This is a genomic window from Paracoccus yibinensis (genome assembly GCF_030846195.1).
Taxonomy (GTDB): domain Bacteria; phylum Pseudomonadota; class Alphaproteobacteria; order Rhodobacterales; family Rhodobacteraceae; genus Paracoccus; species Paracoccus yibinensis.
The window spans coordinates 1-17000 of sequence record NZ_JAVCWH010000028.1; the positions used below are offsets into that span (position 1 = coordinate 1).

General features: G+C 61.0%; 16 protein-coding genes. 12 read left to right on the top strand and 4 right to left on the bottom strand.

Features of this window, described 5'->3' with window-relative positions; translation table 11 throughout:
- Together istA and istB are read left to right on the top strand one after the other, a co-directional pair.
- The coding region (gene istA / locus RAH32_RS20110; RefSeq protein WP_306610193.1) for an IS21 family transposase at positions 1-1246 on the top strand (1246 nt) is incomplete at its 5' end.
- A gap of 17 nt (positions 1247-1263) precedes the next feature.
- On the top strand, positions 1264-2148 hold the full coding sequence (gene istB / locus RAH32_RS20115; RefSeq protein WP_306610194.1) for an IS21-like element helper ATPase IstB: 885 nt from the start codon (positions 1264-1266) through the stop codon (positions 2146-2148).
- A 358-nt stretch (positions 2149-2506) separates the two neighbouring features.
- Here istB and RAH32_RS20120 read toward each other — a convergent pair whose 3' ends face one another.
- Together RAH32_RS20120 and RAH32_RS20125 are read right to left on the bottom strand one after the other, a co-directional pair.
- Entirely contained in the window at positions 2507-4096 is a 1590-nt protein-coding gene (locus RAH32_RS20120; RefSeq protein WP_306610195.1) for a CHASE domain-containing protein, read from the bottom strand.
- 133 nt (positions 4097-4229) lie between these two features.
- The gene (locus tag RAH32_RS20125; RefSeq protein WP_306610196.1) at positions 4230-5822 is read right to left on the bottom strand and encodes an FAD/NAD(P)-binding protein; all 1593 of its coding nucleotides are present in this window, start codon (positions 5820-5822) and stop codon (positions 4230-4232) included.
- 379 nt (positions 5823-6201) lie between these two features.
- Here RAH32_RS20125 and RAH32_RS20130 point away from each other — a divergent pair, with 379 nt between their 5' ends.
- Positions 6202-8175, top strand: coding sequence for a PAS domain-containing protein (locus RAH32_RS20130; RefSeq protein ID WP_306610197.1), 1974 nt, complete (start codon positions 6202-6204; stop codon positions 8173-8175).
- A 91-nt stretch (positions 8176-8266) separates the two neighbouring features.
- Here the strand turns inward: RAH32_RS20130 and RAH32_RS20135 are convergent, their stop codons facing one another.
- Complete coding sequence (locus tag RAH32_RS20135) at positions 8267-8644, bottom strand: response regulator (RefSeq protein WP_207471682.1); 378 nt, start codon at positions 8642-8644, stop codon at positions 8267-8269.
- A 254-nt stretch (positions 8645-8898) separates the two neighbouring features.
- Here RAH32_RS20135 and RAH32_RS20140 point away from each other — a divergent pair, with 254 nt between their 5' ends.
- The 9 genes from RAH32_RS20140 (at position 8899) to RAH32_RS20180 (ending at position 16422) form a co-directional block, all read left to right on the top strand.
- The gene (locus RAH32_RS20140) at positions 8899-9480 is read left to right on the top strand and encodes a phosphatase PAP2 family protein (protein WP_306610198.1); all 582 of its coding nucleotides are present in this window, start codon (positions 8899-8901) and stop codon (positions 9478-9480) included.
- 456 nt (positions 9481-9936) lie between these two features.
- A complete protein-coding gene (locus tag RAH32_RS20145; protein ID WP_081791454.1) occupies positions 9937-10356 on the top strand; it encodes a YsnF/AvaK domain-containing protein in 420 nt (139 codons plus the stop codon).
- Complete coding sequence (locus RAH32_RS20150; RefSeq protein WP_306610199.1) at positions 10346-11134, top strand: YsnF/AvaK domain-containing protein; 789 nt, start codon at positions 10346-10348, stop codon at positions 11132-11134. Before RAH32_RS20145 ends, RAH32_RS20150 begins: the two co-directional genes overlap by 11 nt.
- Before the next feature lie 204 nt (positions 11135-11338).
- The gene (locus tag RAH32_RS20155; RefSeq protein ID WP_306610200.1) at positions 11339-12061 is read left to right on the top strand and encodes a phosphatase PAP2 family protein; all 723 of its coding nucleotides are present in this window, start codon (positions 11339-11341) and stop codon (positions 12059-12061) included.
- A 41-nt stretch (positions 12062-12102) separates the two neighbouring features.
- The gene (locus RAH32_RS20160) at positions 12103-12474 is read left to right on the top strand and encodes a TIR domain-containing protein (RefSeq protein WP_207471675.1); all 372 of its coding nucleotides are present in this window, start codon (positions 12103-12105) and stop codon (positions 12472-12474) included.
- Between the two features lie 225 nt (positions 12475-12699).
- The gene (locus RAH32_RS20165) at positions 12700-12966 is read left to right on the top strand and encodes a hypothetical protein (RefSeq protein WP_306610201.1); all 267 of its coding nucleotides are present in this window, start codon (positions 12700-12702) and stop codon (positions 12964-12966) included.
- Positions 12967-13248: 282 nt separating this feature from the next.
- Positions 13249-14565: a cation:proton antiporter gene (locus RAH32_RS20170; RefSeq protein WP_306610202.1), complete on the top strand. Its 1317-nt coding sequence runs from the start codon at positions 13249-13251 to the stop codon at positions 14563-14565.
- Between the two features lie 177 nt (positions 14566-14742).
- Entirely contained in the window at positions 14743-15657 is a 915-nt protein-coding gene (locus tag RAH32_RS20175) for a PhnA-like protein (protein ID WP_306610203.1), read from the top strand.
- A 417-nt stretch (positions 15658-16074) separates the two neighbouring features.
- Entirely contained in the window at positions 16075-16422 is a 348-nt protein-coding gene (locus RAH32_RS20180; RefSeq protein ID WP_143809892.1) for a DUF883 family protein, read from the top strand.
- Between the two features lie 152 nt (positions 16423-16574).
- Here the strand turns inward: RAH32_RS20180 and RAH32_RS20185 are convergent.
- Positions 16575-17000 (bottom strand): YsnF/AvaK domain-containing protein (locus tag RAH32_RS20185; protein ID WP_306610204.1); only part of this gene is annotated, 426 nt, incomplete at its 5' end.

Consider the following 17000-nt stretch of genomic DNA (forward strand, 5'->3'; position numbering starts at 1 on the left):
GGCGCTGCTTTGGGACGAGTATCGGGGCCAGAACCCCGACGGCTATGGCTACTCGGCCTTTTGCGAGCATTACCGCCGCTGGGTTGGGCGCCTTTCGCCGGTGATGCGCCAGCGCCATGTCGCAGGCGAGCGGATGTTCGTCGACTACTCGGGCACCCGGATGACGGTGATCGACCCGGTGACCGGCGCTGCCCGTCCAGCGGAGATCTTCATTGCCGTCATGGGCGCCTCGAACATGACCTACGCCGAAGCGAGCTGGAGCCAGGCGCTGCCGGATTGGATCGGCGCTCATACCCGTGCCTTTGCCGCGTTTGGGGCGGTGCCGGCGCTTGTCGTTTCGGATAACCTGAAGTCCGGCGTGATCCGGGCCTGCTTCTACGAGCCAGAGATCAACCGCAGCTACGCCGAGATGGCGGCGCATTACGGCACGGCCATCCTTCCGGCACGTCCTTACAAGCCACGCGACAAGGCCAAGGTCGAAGGGGCGGTTCTTCTTGCTCAGCGCTGGATCATCGCGCGACTGCGCAACCGGCAGTTCTTCAGCCTCGACGAACTCAACACCGCCATCCGCGAAGAGCTTGCTCGCCTGAACGCCCGTGTCAGCCGTCATCTGGGCGCCGCGCGTCAGGACCTTTTCGACACGCTCGATCGCCCGGCCATGCAGCCGCTGCCTCCGGAGCCTTTCGTCCATGCCGACTGGCGCCGCGCCACGGTTGGTGCCGACTATCATGTCCGGCTGGAAGGCCACCATTACTCGGTGCCACACGACCTGATCCGCCAGCAGCTCTGGGCACGGCTGACGGCGGGCACCGTCGAGATCTTCCGCGCCGGCAAGCGTGTGGCCTGCCACAGGCGCGCTTCCCCCGGCGACACCGGCGCAACGACGCTGAACGACCATCGTCCTGCCAGCCATCGCCGTTATGCCGAGACCACGCCCGAGCAGCTGCGCGACCGGGCCGCCCGCATCGGTCCTGCCACCGGGATCCTGATCGACGTCATCCTCCGCGACAGGCCGCACCCCGAACAGGGCTTTCGCTCCTGCCTCGGCATCCTGCGTCTGGCCCGCAGCTATGGGCCCGAGCGGGTCGAGGCCGCCTGTGACCGCGCGCTCGCCATCAACACCCGCACCATGACGTCGGTGAAGTCGATCCTGCTGAACCGCCTCGACGGCCGTCCCCCGGACCGGCCACCCGAAGCCCCGCCCATCACCCATGCCAACATCCGTGGCGCCAAGTTCTTCCACTGACCTAAGGAGACAAACCCTTGCTGACCCACCCCACCTTTGAGGCACTGAACGCGTTGAAGCTCGACGGCATGGCCGAAGCTTTTGCCGAGCTGATCAGCGAAGATCGCGGCCGCAGCCTCGACCCCGTCGCCTGGATCGGGCTGATGCTGGACCGCGAGCAGGCCCGGCGCGGCACCCGCCGGTTCCAGTCGCGCCTGCGTGCCGCCAACCTGCGCCATGGCGGCGCCTGCATGGAGGATGTGGACTACCGGACCTCCCGCGGCCTCGACCGCGCCTTGTTCCAAAGCCTCGCCAGCCCTGACTGGATCGACCGGCACCGCTCGGTCCTGATCACCGGGCCCTGCGGGGTCGGCAAGTCGTGGCTGGCCTGCGCACTCGGCCACGGGGCCAGCCGAGCGGACCGCACCGTTCTTTACCAACGGCTGCCGCGGCTCTTCTCCGACCTCGAGCTGGCGCGCGGCGACGGGCGCTTCGACCGGCTGTTCCGCAAGATCGCGCGTGTGGATCTTCTGATCCTCGACGACTGGGGTCCCGACCGCCTGACCGCTACGCAGCGCCGCGACCTGATGGAGATCGTGGAGGAGCGCTACGGCCGCCGCTCGACCATCGTCACCAGTCAGCTCCCCGTGGAGACCTGGCACCATGTCATCGGTGAGCCCACCTTCGCCGACGCCATCCTCGACAGGCTGGTTCACAATGCCTACCGGATCTCCTGGATGGTCCGTCGCTGCGCAAGACTGGCATCGACAACCGCGCGGGGGCCAGCCAATGAGCAGGACCCCGGCCCCGGGTTGCCCACTGGTCCCTCCCACGCGCCCGACACCGCCAGCCTCCTGGCGGGCGCGGCGCCGGGCGCGCGGGCCCCTCCCGTGGACAACCCTCCGCACCACCGTCACCCTTGACCGGATGCCCCCGGATCAACCATGAAGACTTTGCCTCAGACCGCTACCGCCGACCGGTCGGATGATCGTGGAACGGCTGGTCGGATGTTGCTGGAATAAGCGGTCGGATGCCGTGGAATACGCAAGAGCCCATAGACCAAGCCGGGAAGCTGCGCTCACTGAAGCCGTGGTGGCTTCACTGCGATACAGGATGGCGACCAAGGGGATCATGATCAGCCATTGGGCAGCGCTTCGAATTAACATCAATGTATCAAATGATTTTACTGAGGTCTGCCGATCCCTGTCCTTGAACTACGCCAACCGGGCTTTCGGAAAAACCAGCCATCTGTCAGATACTGGTTCGGGATCATCTTGATCGTCACAGGGGAACCCGGATTTCGACTGTCAATTCCCCGTCGCTGAAACGGCGTTCGATCGTTCCACTCAGTTCTTCTTCAACCATGAGGGCCAAAAGGCGCGTGCCGAAACCGGAACTTGAGCCAGATCCAGGCCCGGACATCGGGGCTGCCGCAGCGGGTATGGACTCCTGCCACAGAAGCCGGAGTTGATGCCCTTCTTGTCGCTGCTCCACCGCCCAATTGATGTCGAGCCTGCCTTTCTCCTGTATGCCCGCCCCGTATTTGAGCGCATTGGTGGCAAGCTCATGAAACACCAAGGCGAGCGCGTGCGTCTGCTGGGCAGTAAGGACCACCGCTGGCCCTGAAAGCCTGGTTGATATTTGCCCGATCTGATCGGTCTCTGCACAAAGAAGATCCTCGAGAGTGGTGGCGTCCGTGCCTGAGGCGATGAGCAGATCCTGCGCGGCTGCCATGGCTTGGAGCCGCGCAGTCAGGCGGCTGACCATTTCGGTCTTGTCGGATGTTTCACGCGCTGTTTGTCGCGCAATGCCTGATACGCGGGCCAGCATGTTCTTGAGCCGGTGGACCATCTCGCGCATGAGCAGATCCTTTTGCTCAGCATTACTCCGCGCCATTTGTGCGAGAGCACGCGATCGCTCAATGGCCAAGCCCTGCCAGTACACTGCGAAAGTTGTGGTCAGGACGAGGAGCGTAAAGATGATCCCGCTCACGAATGTGTCGCGCAGAGGACCGTCATCATCGAACTCAGACCCCGGCCTTGCCGATAAAATCCAGTCTCGTCCTGCGATCTGGAGGCGGTTCTCGCTCGCCAGGGCCTCGCCGGCCGCAGCAGTTGGGTAGCCCTGGCTTTCGAAGAGTGGCCGGTCCGGGGTCAGGGCATCCTCCACACGGAGTTCGATGGGAAGATCGCTGCCGGCAAGGGCCGCAGTGAAGAGATCGCCCATGCGCAGGGGGGCGTAGACAAAGCCCTCTGGTCCTGTGCGATCCGTCTTGGGGAGCGGCATGTAGATCAGAATACCGGCCTGCACGTCGTGGGTGATTTCCTGGACAAGCTCGACCGGGGCGGTGGCCACGGGCTCACCCTTTTCCAGGGCCTGGAGCATGGCTCTTCGGCGGTGGGCCTCGGTAGACATGTCAAAACCCAGGGCCGCGTGGTTTCGGGCGTCGTGGGGCTCCAGGAGGACTATGGCAGTCCGCAATCCAGGAACAGGATCGGGCCAAACCTCCACAAAGGCGCCATAGTTGTTTCTGAGGCTGGCTTCGATGCTGTCATCAGTGGCGGGCGGAAGCAGTTGCGCGAGACCGATGCCCTGGAGACCTGCATATTGCCCCTGCAAATCCAGCCCCGCTACAAAGGCCGCAAAGACTTCGCGCTTCCGAGATCCGGGGTGGGTTTCAAGAAATGCGCGCGTTGCCGTCAAGAGGGCGATGTGCTGCCTGATCCTGATTTCGACCCGCCGCGCCGTTCGCTGGGCAAGCACATCAAACGCGGCCTGTTGGGCCGTCACTTCGATACGATAAATGTTCCAGGTCAGTCCTGTGCCGACCAATGACAGGATTGTTGCAACGGCAAGCGGAAGTCGGGACATCGGGCGCATCGGGGTTGAGTAAAGGCCTCGGTGGTCGAAGTCCAACAAATCAGGACTGAAGGGAGTTGGTGCCAGTCAGAACGTTAGTCACGTTTGACAGCTTCCCTGCCGCAAGACCGTGGTTTGTGGCAGATCACGAGACCAATCGCCGCCGCCGGCGCGTTGTCAGTCCCGCTGCAATTGCCTCGGCAATGTCAGCACATGCGGTGAAGCCCTGAACAAACGGTCTGTCATGCATCAGGTAAGGAAGGGCCGCGAGGCATAGCCGGCCGGTATACGAACCGGCCTCGATCAGGCTGTAATCCTGAGACACATCCGGGATCTCCTGGCCGTTCTCCAGAAGCGTCCGCCGCAGGCTCGGAAAGGGCAGGTCTTCGGAGGTCAGCGCCTTTTGTCCCCTGGCGTCGATGAAGACTTCAAAGGTGTCCACTTGGCCGTCGCGCCGTGTGATCCTGGTGACGCTTTCTTCCCGATCGAGCTCGTAATCCTCCCCCAGTGTCAACAAGGAGAGAATGCCCGCATCTCGCAGCGCCAACAGACGGCGAATGGATTCGGAAGGCACAGCAGCATAGTTGTCGACAAAGACCTTCTTCAGACCGCTGTCGAACCGCTCGCGGTCGGCCTCTGGCAGATCGGCAACAATGTCTTCGACCTCCTCATGTATGCGCAACAGGGCATAGCGCCAGGCAACGGTGATCTTGTGTGCCTTGTTGTATTCGACCTCTTGGAGGTTGCGCCTTGCCCACTCGAAAGCATCGGAGGTTTCACGGCTTGCAAAGTAGGCATTTGGGAAGCTGTCGGCCGTCAGGCTTTTCAACCCGAGGCGCAGGGCGAAGGCAGGGTCGGCTTGCGTGATCTCGTCCTTGATGAGATCGAAGGCCGCATCAAGGGGCTTTGAGGTCTTGAGACACGCCGCCAGTGCGGGGCCGGTGACAAACGTCAAAGGCTCATAGGGGATGGGACAATAAAAATCCGCTTCGGGCAGCACGCCGGTGCGCGACATCAGAACGACCTCGAGGTCGGACGAGGCTGGGTCCAGATCGAAACGGAGCGTGCCATTCCTGCTGCGGAACCGCCCATGCTGGTTGACCACGGCCATGGCCGCGTCGATCGAGCTGAGCGAGGTTCCCATGATCCCGACCCTGACCGCGGGAATGGCCGCCTCGATCAGCCCTGACCAGGGACTCGGAAAGTAGGTCCGCGTGGCCTCATCGACATCAGGGAACTGGTGCCCTGTTGCCACGATTACCCGGTCGAACGGACCATCCCGGACAGCAAGGGTCGTCGCGGTCAGTCCCTCTTCACCCGTTCCGATGTCCAGAACCTCGGTGTTTTCATGGATGGCGATCCTGTGGCCCGCAGCCCGGGCGTCCTCCACCAGGTAGAGCAGTTGATCGCGGAAGTATTCGCCCAGCAAAAGCCGCGGCGTGAACTGACGGTCGTCCAGATCCTCTGGGTCGAGGCCGTAGGATGCCAGTCGTGCCGGCGGCTGCGCCTCGAGCCATTCCAGGTAAGTGCTGACGACCGGCGGGATCTCGATGCTGGCGATATTGGCCAGCATCGACTTGTTGGCCGTCTGTGGCGAATAGGGCATGCCGATCCCTGCACGCGGACCACGCTCATAAAGCGTGACATCAAGGGGAAGCCCGGCGCCGAGCAGGTGTTTCAGACTGTAGATCCCGGTAGGGCCTGTGCCGATAATCGCAACTGCTCGTCGTGCCGTCATCTGAACTTTCCCTGGAGCAGCCCACAGGCTTTGCAATCCCGATTGGTCGGAAGATCCGTTGCAGCGAAATGCGCATCTTGAAGCGGGGTTCCAAGACGTTGGCGACCTGATTTTCAGGTGTGTCGCGCCGATAGCATCATCACTCGCCGGTTGGTCTCCATCCATAAGGAGGTCCGCCCTGGAACCGTCGCCCAAAGGCAGCAACTCATACAGGTAAGCACGAGAAGAGGACACGCCTGCGCCGATCATGTGCGCTGTCGAGAAGGACCTTGCAGAGCCAGGCAGTCTCGCGACACGAGGCATCTTGTGAAAACCCCTTGACGCGGATACGGGGTTCTCTTCTTGTTCCCTGTATTCTCGCGGTGATATTGGAACGGTCATGATCGCAGAGACCCCGGCCGACGGCTGCCCCAACCCGCCTGTTCCTGAGCTTGAACGGCGTCTGGCCCAACAGGCGCTGATTGCTGAATTCGGCCGCTTCGCCCTCAAGAACAATACGTTGCAAGCCATCCTGGATGAAGCTTGTCGCATTGCAGCGGATGGGCTTGAAGTGGGCTTTGCAAAGGTGCTCGAACCCTTGCCCAAGGAGAACGCTCTTCTTCTGCGCGCGGGGATCGGCTGGAGGCCCGGGTTGGTCGGACATGCCCGGATCGGAGCGGATCTGGAAAGCCCCGCAGGCTACGCCTTCAAGACAGGCGAGCCGGTGATTTCCAACCATCTCTCAGAAGAAAAGCGCTTCCGCACCCCGAAGCTGATGGCGGACCACGGGGTCAAGCGCGCGGTCAACGTGATCATCCAGGGTGAAGGCACGCCCTTCGGGGTTCTCGAGGCCGATAGCCGCGATCCCGGCGCGTTCAATCCGCATGACATCCATTTTCTGCAGGCGCTCGCCAACACGCTTGGCGTGGCCATCGACAAGGAGGCAGCACGCAGCAGGATCGAGGAGCTTGGCCACGAACTGGCCCAGCGGGAGGCCCATCTGCGGCGCGCGGTCGAACTCAACCCGCAGATCCCCTGGGCGGCCAATGCAGAGGGGCAAATTGTCGAGTTCAACGAGCGATGGCTCGACCTGACAGGCCTGACGCTTCAGGACGCCGAAGGAGAGGGTTGGCTTGAAGCGATCCATCCCGATGATCGCTCTGCCTCCCTTTCGGCTTGGAGGCACGCCATCGAGACGGGCACGTCCTTTGACATCGAACAGCGCGTCCGCATGGCGAATGGCGATTATCGCTGGATGCGCAGCCATGCCCATCCTTGGCAAGATGCGCGGGGCGGGATTGCCATGTGGTATGGCGCATCAGAGGATATCCACGAGCGCAAGCTTGCTGAGCAGGCTGTGGCCCAGAGCGAGGAGCGTCTCAGCATTGCGGTCGATGCGGCGGCGCTCGGGCTTTTCGACCATGACCTGGTCACCGGCACAATCGAATGGGACGGGCGCATCCGCGACATCTGGGGCATTGGGGCCGAGGAGCCGGTCAGCTTTGCGACCTTCGCGGATGGCATACATCCCGAGGACCAGGCAGCGATGCAGGCCGCGCTTGATCAAGCGCTCGATTCGCAGGGCGATGGACGCTCTGCGGCCCAGTATCGTGTCCTGCGCCGTTCGGACAAAGACACCCGATGGGTTGCTGCCTACGGACGGACGACCTTTGCCGAAGGGCGCCCCGTGCGTCTGGTCGGCATCGTGCAGGATGTCACCACCCATGTCGTGGCGGAAGAGCGACTGCGGCGTGCCCTGGCCGACAAGGATCTTCTATCCCGTGAGATCGATCACCGCATCAAGAACAGCCTGTCCATGGTCGGGGGGCTGCTGCGCATGCAGGAGCGGGCCGTGTCATCGCGAGAGGCAAAGGACGCCTTGGCCGAGGCTTCGACCCGTGTTCTGAGCGTGGCCCGTATCCACGAGCAGCTTTACCGCTCGGCGAACATGGATACGGTTGAGTTCGGGGGATACCTGCAGCGTCTGACAGAAGATATCGCATCCTCATTGGGCTCTGGAAACGCGCAGATCACGGTCGAGGCCATGACGATGCTCCTGCCTATCGATCAGGCGCTGCCGCTCGGACTGATTGCGAGCGAGCTACTCACCAATGCCCTGAAGCATGCACGGCGCGGAGACGAGCCCGTCCCGATCCAGGTTCACTTCGGACCAAGCCAGGACAAGGGAGGCTACACGCTTGTCGTGGCAGACCATGGTCGTGGGTTGCCTGAGGGCTTTGACATGAGGAGCCAGGCAGGCCTCGGCATGCGCCTGATCGTGTCGCTGAGCAGCCAGTTGGATGCCACGGTCGAAGCGATCAACACCGCCCAAGGAGCGCAGTTCACGGTGTCGGCAGAAGTGGAGACGGCCTAGCCGCTGCCTTGGGACAACGTTCGTTCCGGGGAAAAGAAGGTTCAGGGGAAAGCCCTGTCCTCTGGCGTGGCCATTCTGCTGGCCTTCGTCTTCAGCGGTTGGGGAGAAGCTGGGATAGACACCGCAGGATCTGATCAGGACTGAAGGGCTTATCAAGGAACAGGGCCGCCTCAGGCAGGGTATCGGGCTCGGGCGGTTGTGCGCCAGAAGCGACCAGGATCGCGATGTCCGGCATGTCACGGGCGCAGCGCCGGGCCAGGTCGTAGCCGGTCATCTTTCCCGGGGGCATCTGGACATCGGTAAAGAGCAGTTCAATCTTTGGGCTGCGGCGGAGCAGGATGTCCAGAGCCTCTTCAGCTCCGGCGGCGGTCAGCACCTGAAACCCTGCCTTGGTCAGGATGGCCTGAACATCCATCCGGATGAGCGGCTCATCGTCCGCCACCAGAGCATATCGTTCAAAACGGTCCATGATCTGAGAGTCCCTTCTCGGTCTGCGGGAGAAGGGCTGCAGAGCCGTTGCAGTTCCAAGATGCCGACAGATTGATCCGGTGTTGGCACACCTGCCATGATGAGCGCTTTAGATTATGAGATTTTATCTGTTCGAAGAAACGTTATCACACGGGGGTTTTCCCGGCGGTTGGTATGTGTTTACGGAACTGTGCCGACAGCGGGGCGGTTATACGCGGTCATTTCCAGCAGCAAAGATCACGAAAAGATAGCGGCATGACCAAGAACGATGAGCAGTCAGTCCCGGACACGGTCAGGGCGATCGAGGAAGCTGACAAAACAATGGCGCAAGACGCTGGCCGCTTTCGCCATCATCCCGTAGTCACGTCATTGGGCTTGGTGAGTGAGATCGCGGATCAGGTCCCTCTGTCCCTGGTCTGTGGCGGCGTCTTGACGGCCGGGCTCATCTCCGATCGTCCCCACCTGGCCCGAACGGGCGTGCGGATGATGGCTGCCCATGTGCTGGCAAACAGTATCAAGAGGGCCATCAAGAACCGGTTTCGACGAACAAGACCAGGTGTGGTTCTGGACGGAGAGGACTATGTTTGCGAGCCCGGGGAAACCGAAGGCGGTCACGACACCTCCTTTCCCTCAGGCCATACAGCCGGTGCTGTTGCTGTCGCAGCGATCATAGCCTCCGATATCCCAAAGACGGCCGTTCCGGCTTTCCTGACAGCCAGCCTGATTGCAGGTGTTCAGGTGCCGCGTGCCAAGCACTACCCGATCGACATTGCTGCAGGGACCCTTCTTGGCCTCTCTGCGGCAATGATCGTGAAAAGGCTTTATCCCGAAAAATGAACGGACCTTCTGCGGCTATCGTGCTGGCTATGAACAAAACCGAACAGCCAAGACCCCTACCCCGCCTCAACAAATAATGCTGCGATGGTGTCGGTCGGGAAATGAACGCGAGATGCGGGTGCGATGTGGGAGCGCGAGCCTGGCTCTGGTCGTCTGATGACGTCAGTCTTCATCAAGACAATCACATCATGCCTTTTTGATGCTGAAACCCATTGGCGTTGGCAAAAATAAAGCATGGGGCGCGGCGGTCGGATTTCCTCCTGCCCCGCGGTCACAAGGCTTTGTTCTTTTCAAGTCAAATTCGTTCCCTCTTCATCCGCTTGGCCAGTATCTTTTCTCTGATCTTGCCCCAGTCTGCTGCAAGCCTCTCTGTTAATGATTGCGCCCCACGGGATCAAATTTTGCGGAACGCAATTCCTGTCTGTCCGTTGATCATTGCTGACGACGGGGACGAGAATGGCTGACGAAACTGAGCGCGATTTCATTCCCGTTGTTGAAGAAACAGCCACTGTCTCGACCCGGCGGGTTGTCAGCGGTCGTGTCAGGATCGCCACTCAAACCGAGGAGATAAACCACCTCCTGCCAACTGACCTTGCGAGCGTTGAGGTTGATGTGGTCCGGGTGCCAATTGACCGTCGGATCGACACAATCCCGGACGTCGTGACGGAAGGCGAAGTGACCATCATCCCTGTGGTCGAAGAGCGCCTGGTCGTCACGCGCGAACTCTATCTTCGTGAAGAAATCCATGTTCGCCGTATCGAACATAAAGAGACAATTGACGTGCCCGCGACAACCCGTCGCCAAACCGTCCAGATCGAGCGCTTGCCCGCCGATCTGGAACAGCCATACCAAAAGGACGATCAAGATGACCTATGAGAATGAACTCGGTGCTTCCGGCACGCTGTCCGTTTCTGCCATGTTCGATAGCCAGGCCGAGGCGCAGCGCGCGGTCGAGCGGCTGAATCAGGCCGGGATAACCTCGGAGCGCATCCGGCAGGTAGCGGGGGGGAGTGACACTGCTTCTCGCACGGATGCCGTTGAAGATCGCAACAAAGGTTTTTGGGATAGTCTCGAGGACTTCTTTTTTCCCGATGAAGATCGGTATTCCTATGCCGAAGGGCTGTCGCGCGGCGGCTACCTGGTGACCGTGACAGGGTTGTCCGGGGCCGATTACGAGACCGCTCTGGATATCCTCGACGACGAAGGCAGCATCAATCTTGAAGAGCGTGAAGAAAGCTGGCGCTCAGAGGGCTGGAGCGATTACCAGTCCAGCAGCTATGCCTCGGGCAGCACGGCATCCGCCTATGGCGCCCGTGCGGGTGCAACGGGTGATCTGGACAGTCCCTATGTTGACGAGGACAGCACGGGCGCTGATGCGTCCTTGCGGCAAGGTCGGGATCTGCGCGGAGACGAGACGATCCCCATCGTGGAGGAACGTCTTCGCGTCGGCAAGCGCGAAACCGGCCATGGCCGTGTCCGGGTTCGCGCCTATACCGTCGAGGAGCAGGTGAACGAACGTGTTGATCTGCTTGAGGAGCGGGTCCAGATCGCGCGCCGCCCTGTTGATCGCGAGATCGAAAAGGACAATGTCGATGGCAGTCGCGATACGTTGAGCAGCGTGGACCGCGACAACATCGATCGCACCAAGATCTAAACCCCTTGCAGACGAGAGAAAGGGTCTCGCCTCGGCGAGTCTTTTTTCCTGTGATCGGGATTGCCTCGACATTGGAGACGGACTGCGGCCGAGGTATCATGCCGTGCAGCGCCTCCACACTCTGCTCCCCAACAAGACGGCTTTGGAAGAAAGGCGCAGTTCGACAATTTACGGATTGCACCCAACATCGTGTGCCTGAACCATATGCTGAACTCGCCTCAAGATCATCATGCAGCCGCGGGCGAAAGCCTTAAGACGGATGCCTCCCGCTGCCACGCGCTTCTCAGTCTGCGTGCGGCGCTGATCTGTGCGACGCTCTGCTGGGTGGTCTTTGCCGTTCTTGCGGGTTTGATGCTGAGCGGTCGTTATGCCGACCTGGATAACCTGGGCTTGCTGCTGTTTCGGAGCTCAGTCGGTCTGGAACTGCGCGGGCCCTCGTGGGCAGCCGACATGACGCGAGACATCACAGCGTTAGGCGGTGTCATGTTGCGGCACCTCCTTGCCGCATCTGCCGTCGCAATGCTTCTGCTGTTCGGCATGCGACGTCAGGCAGCAATCCTATTTGTCACCATTTCCAGCGGCTGGATGATCGGCGCTTTGCTGAAGCTTGGCTTTGCTCGGCCACGCCCAACCAACGTGTCCCATCTCATGGGAGTGGAAGGTTACAGCTTTCCCAGCGGACATAGCTTCAATGCCGCTGTTGTCTACATCAGCCTTGCCGTCGTGCTGGGAACCCTCAGCCCGCGGGCAAACGTCCGCAGAGCACTTGTTGCGACAGGCATCGCCATTAGCATCCTGGTCAGCCTCAGCCGCGTGATGCTGGGCGTTCACTATCCGAGCGATGTTCTGGCAGGGTGGATAGCCGGTGCGGGCTGGGCTCTGCTTGCTTCGGCATGGTTGAGTATGGTTTCCATCCGGTCATCCTGATGAGATCGGTATTTGCTTTATTGCCACGAGGAACTTCATCCATGGCCAAGAAAAAGATCATCTACATTGCCGCCGCAAGTGAAGACAGGCGCATCCGAAACATGATCAAGGCGGAACCACTTCGCACGAAAAGGCTGTTTGAATATGCCGATCCTCCGGTGGAGGAAACATACGACAGGCAGTGGCAGGCACAGGTTCGAGAGCAAATTCGCCAATCGACCGGCGTCCTTGTCGTAATCAGCAAGAACACCTTGTCATCTCGCAGTCAGGCCTGGGAACGTCAGTGTGCCGAGGAGGAACGTAAGCCGATGAAAGGCATTTGGGCTTATGATCAGGATCAGGCTTCTGCCAGAAATCTCAGTACAATGGTCTGGACGTGGGGAAACATCGCGAACTGGATTGACGAACTCTGACCGTCCCAGCCTGTATGGGCAAAGCTGTCGTGCTGCGTTACAACCTCAAGACCGCGTTCGATCCCGTCCTGCCAAAGCCGCCACCAAATACGGAAGTGCGCCGGGTTCAGGGCAAAGAAGTACCACTCGAAGATGCTCCCAAACAGATCGGCGCATTTGTGGCAGTCCGCGTCGCTGACTGGCACTTATGGCTCTTGCGGCGGTCTGCAGGGCGGTGCCTGCGCTATGGCAGAGAATGGCATGCGCCGCGAAGGTCAGGACAGGCAGCAAGACGAGCGTGGAATTAGTGCCTGCGCCCTCACGTCCGAGCCAGCAGGCCACACCCCCGCTTACCGCGATTTCAGCCTCCTGTTCGACGCCCGCGAGGTCAGCGTCATGACCTGCATGCTCCATGGCCAGACGCAGATTGCTTCATGGAAGGAACGGCATGAGGGCTGGGATGTGGAACAATGGCAGTACCGCCCCCGCGACCTCCGCGAAAGCAGGATCTAGGCGGCTTTGAGGATCTCAGCAACCACCGGGGTTGGTAACCAACGAGATCGCCCATTGCCACAGCAAGGCGTCCGAAGGAACACCGTATGGGTCATTTCAAGGATCCGCTTACAGGCAGGTAGGGAAGCATTCTCACCACTGACACGAGAAGCGCCCATTCTGGTCGGGTCTAGCTAAGCTGGACGAACAACGGTGCTGGGAGCACTGGCCCGGTTAACATAAATTGTCTGCCTTTTCCGGCTTCGGGGGTCAGCCAAAATCCCGTTTGCTGCGTTGACAGGCATGATGGAATGGTTTCACCCCGATCCCTACATCCTGGTGCTGACCGGAGCGGGATTTCTGATTGCCCTAGTGGCCTGGTTGCCGCTGGCGCTGCGGCGACTGCCCTTGTCGCTGCCCATCGTCTGCATCGGCCTAGGCGCCGCGCTGTTCTCGCTGCCGCAGGTGGGGCTTGATCCCTCACCCTTGGCCTATCCGAACATCACTGAGCGGTTCACGGAGTTCGTGGTCATCATCGCCCTGATGGGGGCGGGGCTGAAGCTCGACCGGGTGTTCGGGATACGCCGCTGGCAGGTTGCGTGGCGGCTGATCCTCGTGACCATGCCGCTGGGCATCCTGGCCATCACGGTCCTGTTAGGCACGCTCGCGGGGTTGCCATGGATCGTCGCCCTGCTGCTGGGGGCGGTCCTGGCGCCCACCGATCCGGTGCTGGCTGCCGATGTCCAGGTCGGCCCCCCGAAAGGCGGCGAGGAGGACGAGGTCCGCTTCGGCCTGACTGCGGAAGCGGGGTTGAACGACGGCGCCGCCTTTCCCTTCGTCAACCTGGCGATCGTGCTGGCAGCGGCGGCCGGCACCGGAGAGCCATGGGCGGCCAAATGGCTGGGCTATCATGTCCTGTGGGAAATCGGCGCCGGCGTTGCCGGGGGATACCTGATCGGCCGCGCCTTCGGTTGGCTGACGTTCCGCATCCCGGCGGAAACCAAGCTGGCGCAGACGGGCGACGGCCTGATCGCCCTGGCGGCCACCTTCATCTCCTATGGTCTGACCGAGATGATCCATTCATACGGGTTCCTGTCGGTCTTCGTGACCGCGCTGACCTTTCGCCATGCCCACCGCTCTCATGACTTCCACCGCGAGATGCACGATGTCACCGAACAGGTCGAGCGTCTGGCGATGATGGCCCTGCTGCTGCTGTTCGGCGGTGCCCTGGCGAATGGGCTGCTGGGTGCCCTGGTCTGGACCGACATCGTCGCGGCCCTGGTGATCCTGCTCGTGATCAGGCCGGTCACGGGGCTGATCGGCCTGGCGGGGCTGAAGGCCACGGGGAGCGAAAAGCTGACGATCGCGTTTTTCGGCATCCGGGGCGTGGGATCGTTCTATTATCTGGCCTACGGCCTCAACAGCATGGAGATCGATGGAGCCGATCGCCTTTGGGCCGTCGTCGGGCTTGTAGTGGTGATCTCGGTCTTCCTGCACGGTCTGACCGTCACGCCGCTGATGCGCCTTCTGGACCGCAGCCACGGCCGCGACCCCGACGCGGAAGGCGTCCCGCCGCCGGGCTTGCAAGGCCCGGGGGCAGGCGAAGACGCGTCGCGGTAAAGCGGTTGATCCGGACCAGAGCGACGAGTGCTCGGTGAGACATCTCTTTCCTGTGGACTCGAGACGGTGCGAAGCACCCGGCGCAATCGGAACGAAAGGGTATTTGGAAGGTTTAAACCTGCAGACTTTCCTCGTACGCGCCGGATCCTGCCGTCGCCCTGCCAGAGGTTTCTAAAGATGAGCTATTCTTCCGGCGAACCCCCGCTGTCGACCGGGACTGCCTCGACGCATCCTAGTGCTTCCGAGGACGCCCACACCATCATGATCAACAAGGTGTCATGGGGCGCGATCTTCGCGGGCGTCGTGGTAGCCCTCGTGGTTCAGGTGCTTCTGACGATGCTGGGTGTGGGCATCGGGCTTGCAACGCTTGATCCAGGCACGGGTGACAATCCGGCCGCCTCGACCTTCTCGATCGCTGCAGGCATCTGGTATGTCCTTTCGGGCATCATTGCTTCGTTTGCCGGCGGCTACATCGCAGCCCGCATGTCGGGCAAGACGATGCCAACGACAGGCGCCCTGCACGGGTTGACCACATGGGCCTTCACGACCCTTCTGGTTCTTTACTTCCTTTCCACCACCATCGGCAGCCTGGTCGGCGGCGCCTTCAGCGGCATTTCCAGCGCCATTGGAGGGGTCAGCCAGACTGTGGCGCAAACGGCCGCGCCTGCGTTGGAAAACATCAATCCCTTGGATGAGATCGAAGCCCAGGTCCGCGCCACCGGCAATGACCCCGAGGCCCTCAACAACGCTGCGGTGAATGCAGCACGCGCTCTTGTGACGGGGGACGAGGAAGGGCGCGACGAAGCCCGCCAGCAGGCGGCACAGGCCCTTGCCAATGCCCGCGGCATCCCGATCGAGGAAGCGAACGAACAGATAGTCCAGATCGAGCAGCGATATCAGCAGACGGTTGACCGGGTCCAGCAAAGGGCAACCGAGGCAGCGGATGCAGCGGCCTCGAGTGTCTCGACCGGTGCCATCCTGGCCTTCGTGGCACTTGTTCTGGGTGCCATAGCTGGCTGGCTGGGTGGCCGCTCAGGTGTCGTTCATCCGATTTATGCCGATCGCGTGATCCCAACCCGCCACAGGCTCTGAGCAAATCTGAAACCAGAAGCCCCGCTGAAGCGGGGCTTTTATCTGGCCCTTTGGTTTCATTGGCTCCTCATGAAGCTCCTCGCCAGTCTTGGCCATCAGTTTGGTGGACGACCTGAATGGCAGAACGCTCATCCCGGCACATGCCTGGTGTTGGCGTTTCTTGTGCAGGAACGCTCGACGCTGCAGATCTGAGGACGGGTAACATCCCTGCTGCTCCATCCTGCAATCCGCGACACCAAGTCCATCACCACTGCGAGCTTGGTGATCAACTCCAACCCTGGTTCCAGAACCCCGCTGGCCCTTCATCCCGGCAGGTCCATACAGGTGATCATCAGGGTGCCGTCGCTCGAGAGCAATGGAACACCAAGCTGTCCATCTTGTTATTGCTTTCAGCCAATCACCAAGAGGATAGACGCAATGACGCAAAGATCAGGTTTCCCGGAAAAGAATGAGGATGCCGCATCTCCAAGCGAAGGAACGCCAGACCTGCGGGACGACACCATGAGCTTTGTTGAGAAGGCATCCACGCTGGCAAGCGATGCTGTGGAGGGTTTGCGAGGGTCTGTTCAAGAGGTCAGGGCAGCCGGACAAGACTACGCCGGAAAAGCATTGGACATAGGCAAAAGGAAAGCTGAAGAGGCTGCCTTTTATACTGAGTTGGGCTATGAAGAAGCAATCGACTATGTTCGGCAAAGACCGATTGCTGCCCTGAGCATGGCAATGGGCATCGGCCTTGTTCTCGGTCTTGCGACCGCACGCCGCTAATCGCTGCCTGTAGCGTATTGCGTGAAATCCTTTCGGAGGCCCCTCTGATCCTTAATCCATAAGGATGGTTTTTTTTAAAGCGCTGATCAAAGCTCTCGACTAAAGAAGAGGCCCCGCACTTGCGGGGCCAAATCATGTGATCAAATCAAGCCTCAGGGCTTGCGATTGTCATAATCCCGGCTTCCCACTTCGGGGTTCAGACCTTGGCGGTTCGGTCCATCACGATCATCGTCGATCTCGACTTCGGTGCGTCGGACGGTGTCCGAGACTGTTTCGCGGTGGGTTTCGCTGGTCTTGCGGAGTTCGATCTCCTCGACCACGCGGGCTTCCTTTTGAACGACCGCTTCTTCGTGGTATTCTTCAGCTTCGATCGTGCGGTCCTGGAAAGCAGTATCCGCGTTTGTCAGGGGACGGTCGACAGGCCGGCGCTCGACCTCAACTCGCTCCTCGCGCAGGTCAACGCTTTCGCTGACGGGCTCTTCGACGGTATAGGCGCGAACCCGGACACGGCCATGGCCGGTTTCGCGCTTGCCGACGCGAAGACGTTCCTCCACGATGGGGATCGTCTCGTCTCCGCG

Bases quoted from the DNA above. Each gene is read 5' to 3' on its own strand.
- RAH32_RS20120 (WP_306610195.1), bottom strand. From the start codon at position 4,096: ATGTCCCGACTTCCGCTTGCCGTTGCAACAATCCTGTCATTGGTCGGC.
- RAH32_RS20125 (WP_306610196.1), bottom strand. From the start codon at position 5,822: ATGACGGCACGACGAGCAGTTGCGATTATCGGCACAGGCCCTACCGGG.
- RAH32_RS20130 (WP_306610197.1), top strand. From the start codon at position 6,202: ATGATCGCAGAGACCCCGGCCGACGGCTGCCCCAACCCGCCTGTTCCT.
- RAH32_RS20135 (WP_207471682.1), bottom strand. From the start codon at position 8,644: ATGGACCGTTTTGAACGATATGCTCTGGTGGCGGACGATGAGCCGCTC.
- RAH32_RS20140 (WP_306610198.1), top strand. From the start codon at position 8,899: ATGACCAAGAACGATGAGCAGTCAGTCCCGGACACGGTCAGGGCGATC.
- RAH32_RS20145 (WP_081791454.1), top strand. From the start codon at position 9,937: ATGGCTGACGAAACTGAGCGCGATTTCATTCCCGTTGTTGAAGAAACA.
- RAH32_RS20150 (WP_306610199.1), top strand. From the start codon at position 10,346: ATGACCTATGAGAATGAACTCGGTGCTTCCGGCACGCTGTCCGTTTCT.
- RAH32_RS20155 (WP_306610200.1), top strand. From the start codon at position 11,339: ATGCTGAACTCGCCTCAAGATCATCATGCAGCCGCGGGCGAAAGCCTT.
- RAH32_RS20160 (WP_207471675.1), top strand. From the start codon at position 12,103: ATGGCCAAGAAAAAGATCATCTACATTGCCGCCGCAAGTGAAGACAGG.
- RAH32_RS20165 (WP_306610201.1), top strand. From the start codon at position 12,700: ATGGCAGAGAATGGCATGCGCCGCGAAGGTCAGGACAGGCAGCAAGAC.
- RAH32_RS20170 (WP_306610202.1), top strand. From the start codon at position 13,249: ATGATGGAATGGTTTCACCCCGATCCCTACATCCTGGTGCTGACCGGA.
- RAH32_RS20175 (WP_306610203.1), top strand. From the start codon at position 14,743: ATGAGCTATTCTTCCGGCGAACCCCCGCTGTCGACCGGGACTGCCTCG.
- RAH32_RS20180 (WP_143809892.1), top strand. From the start codon at position 16,075: ATGACGCAAAGATCAGGTTTCCCGGAAAAGAATGAGGATGCCGCATCT.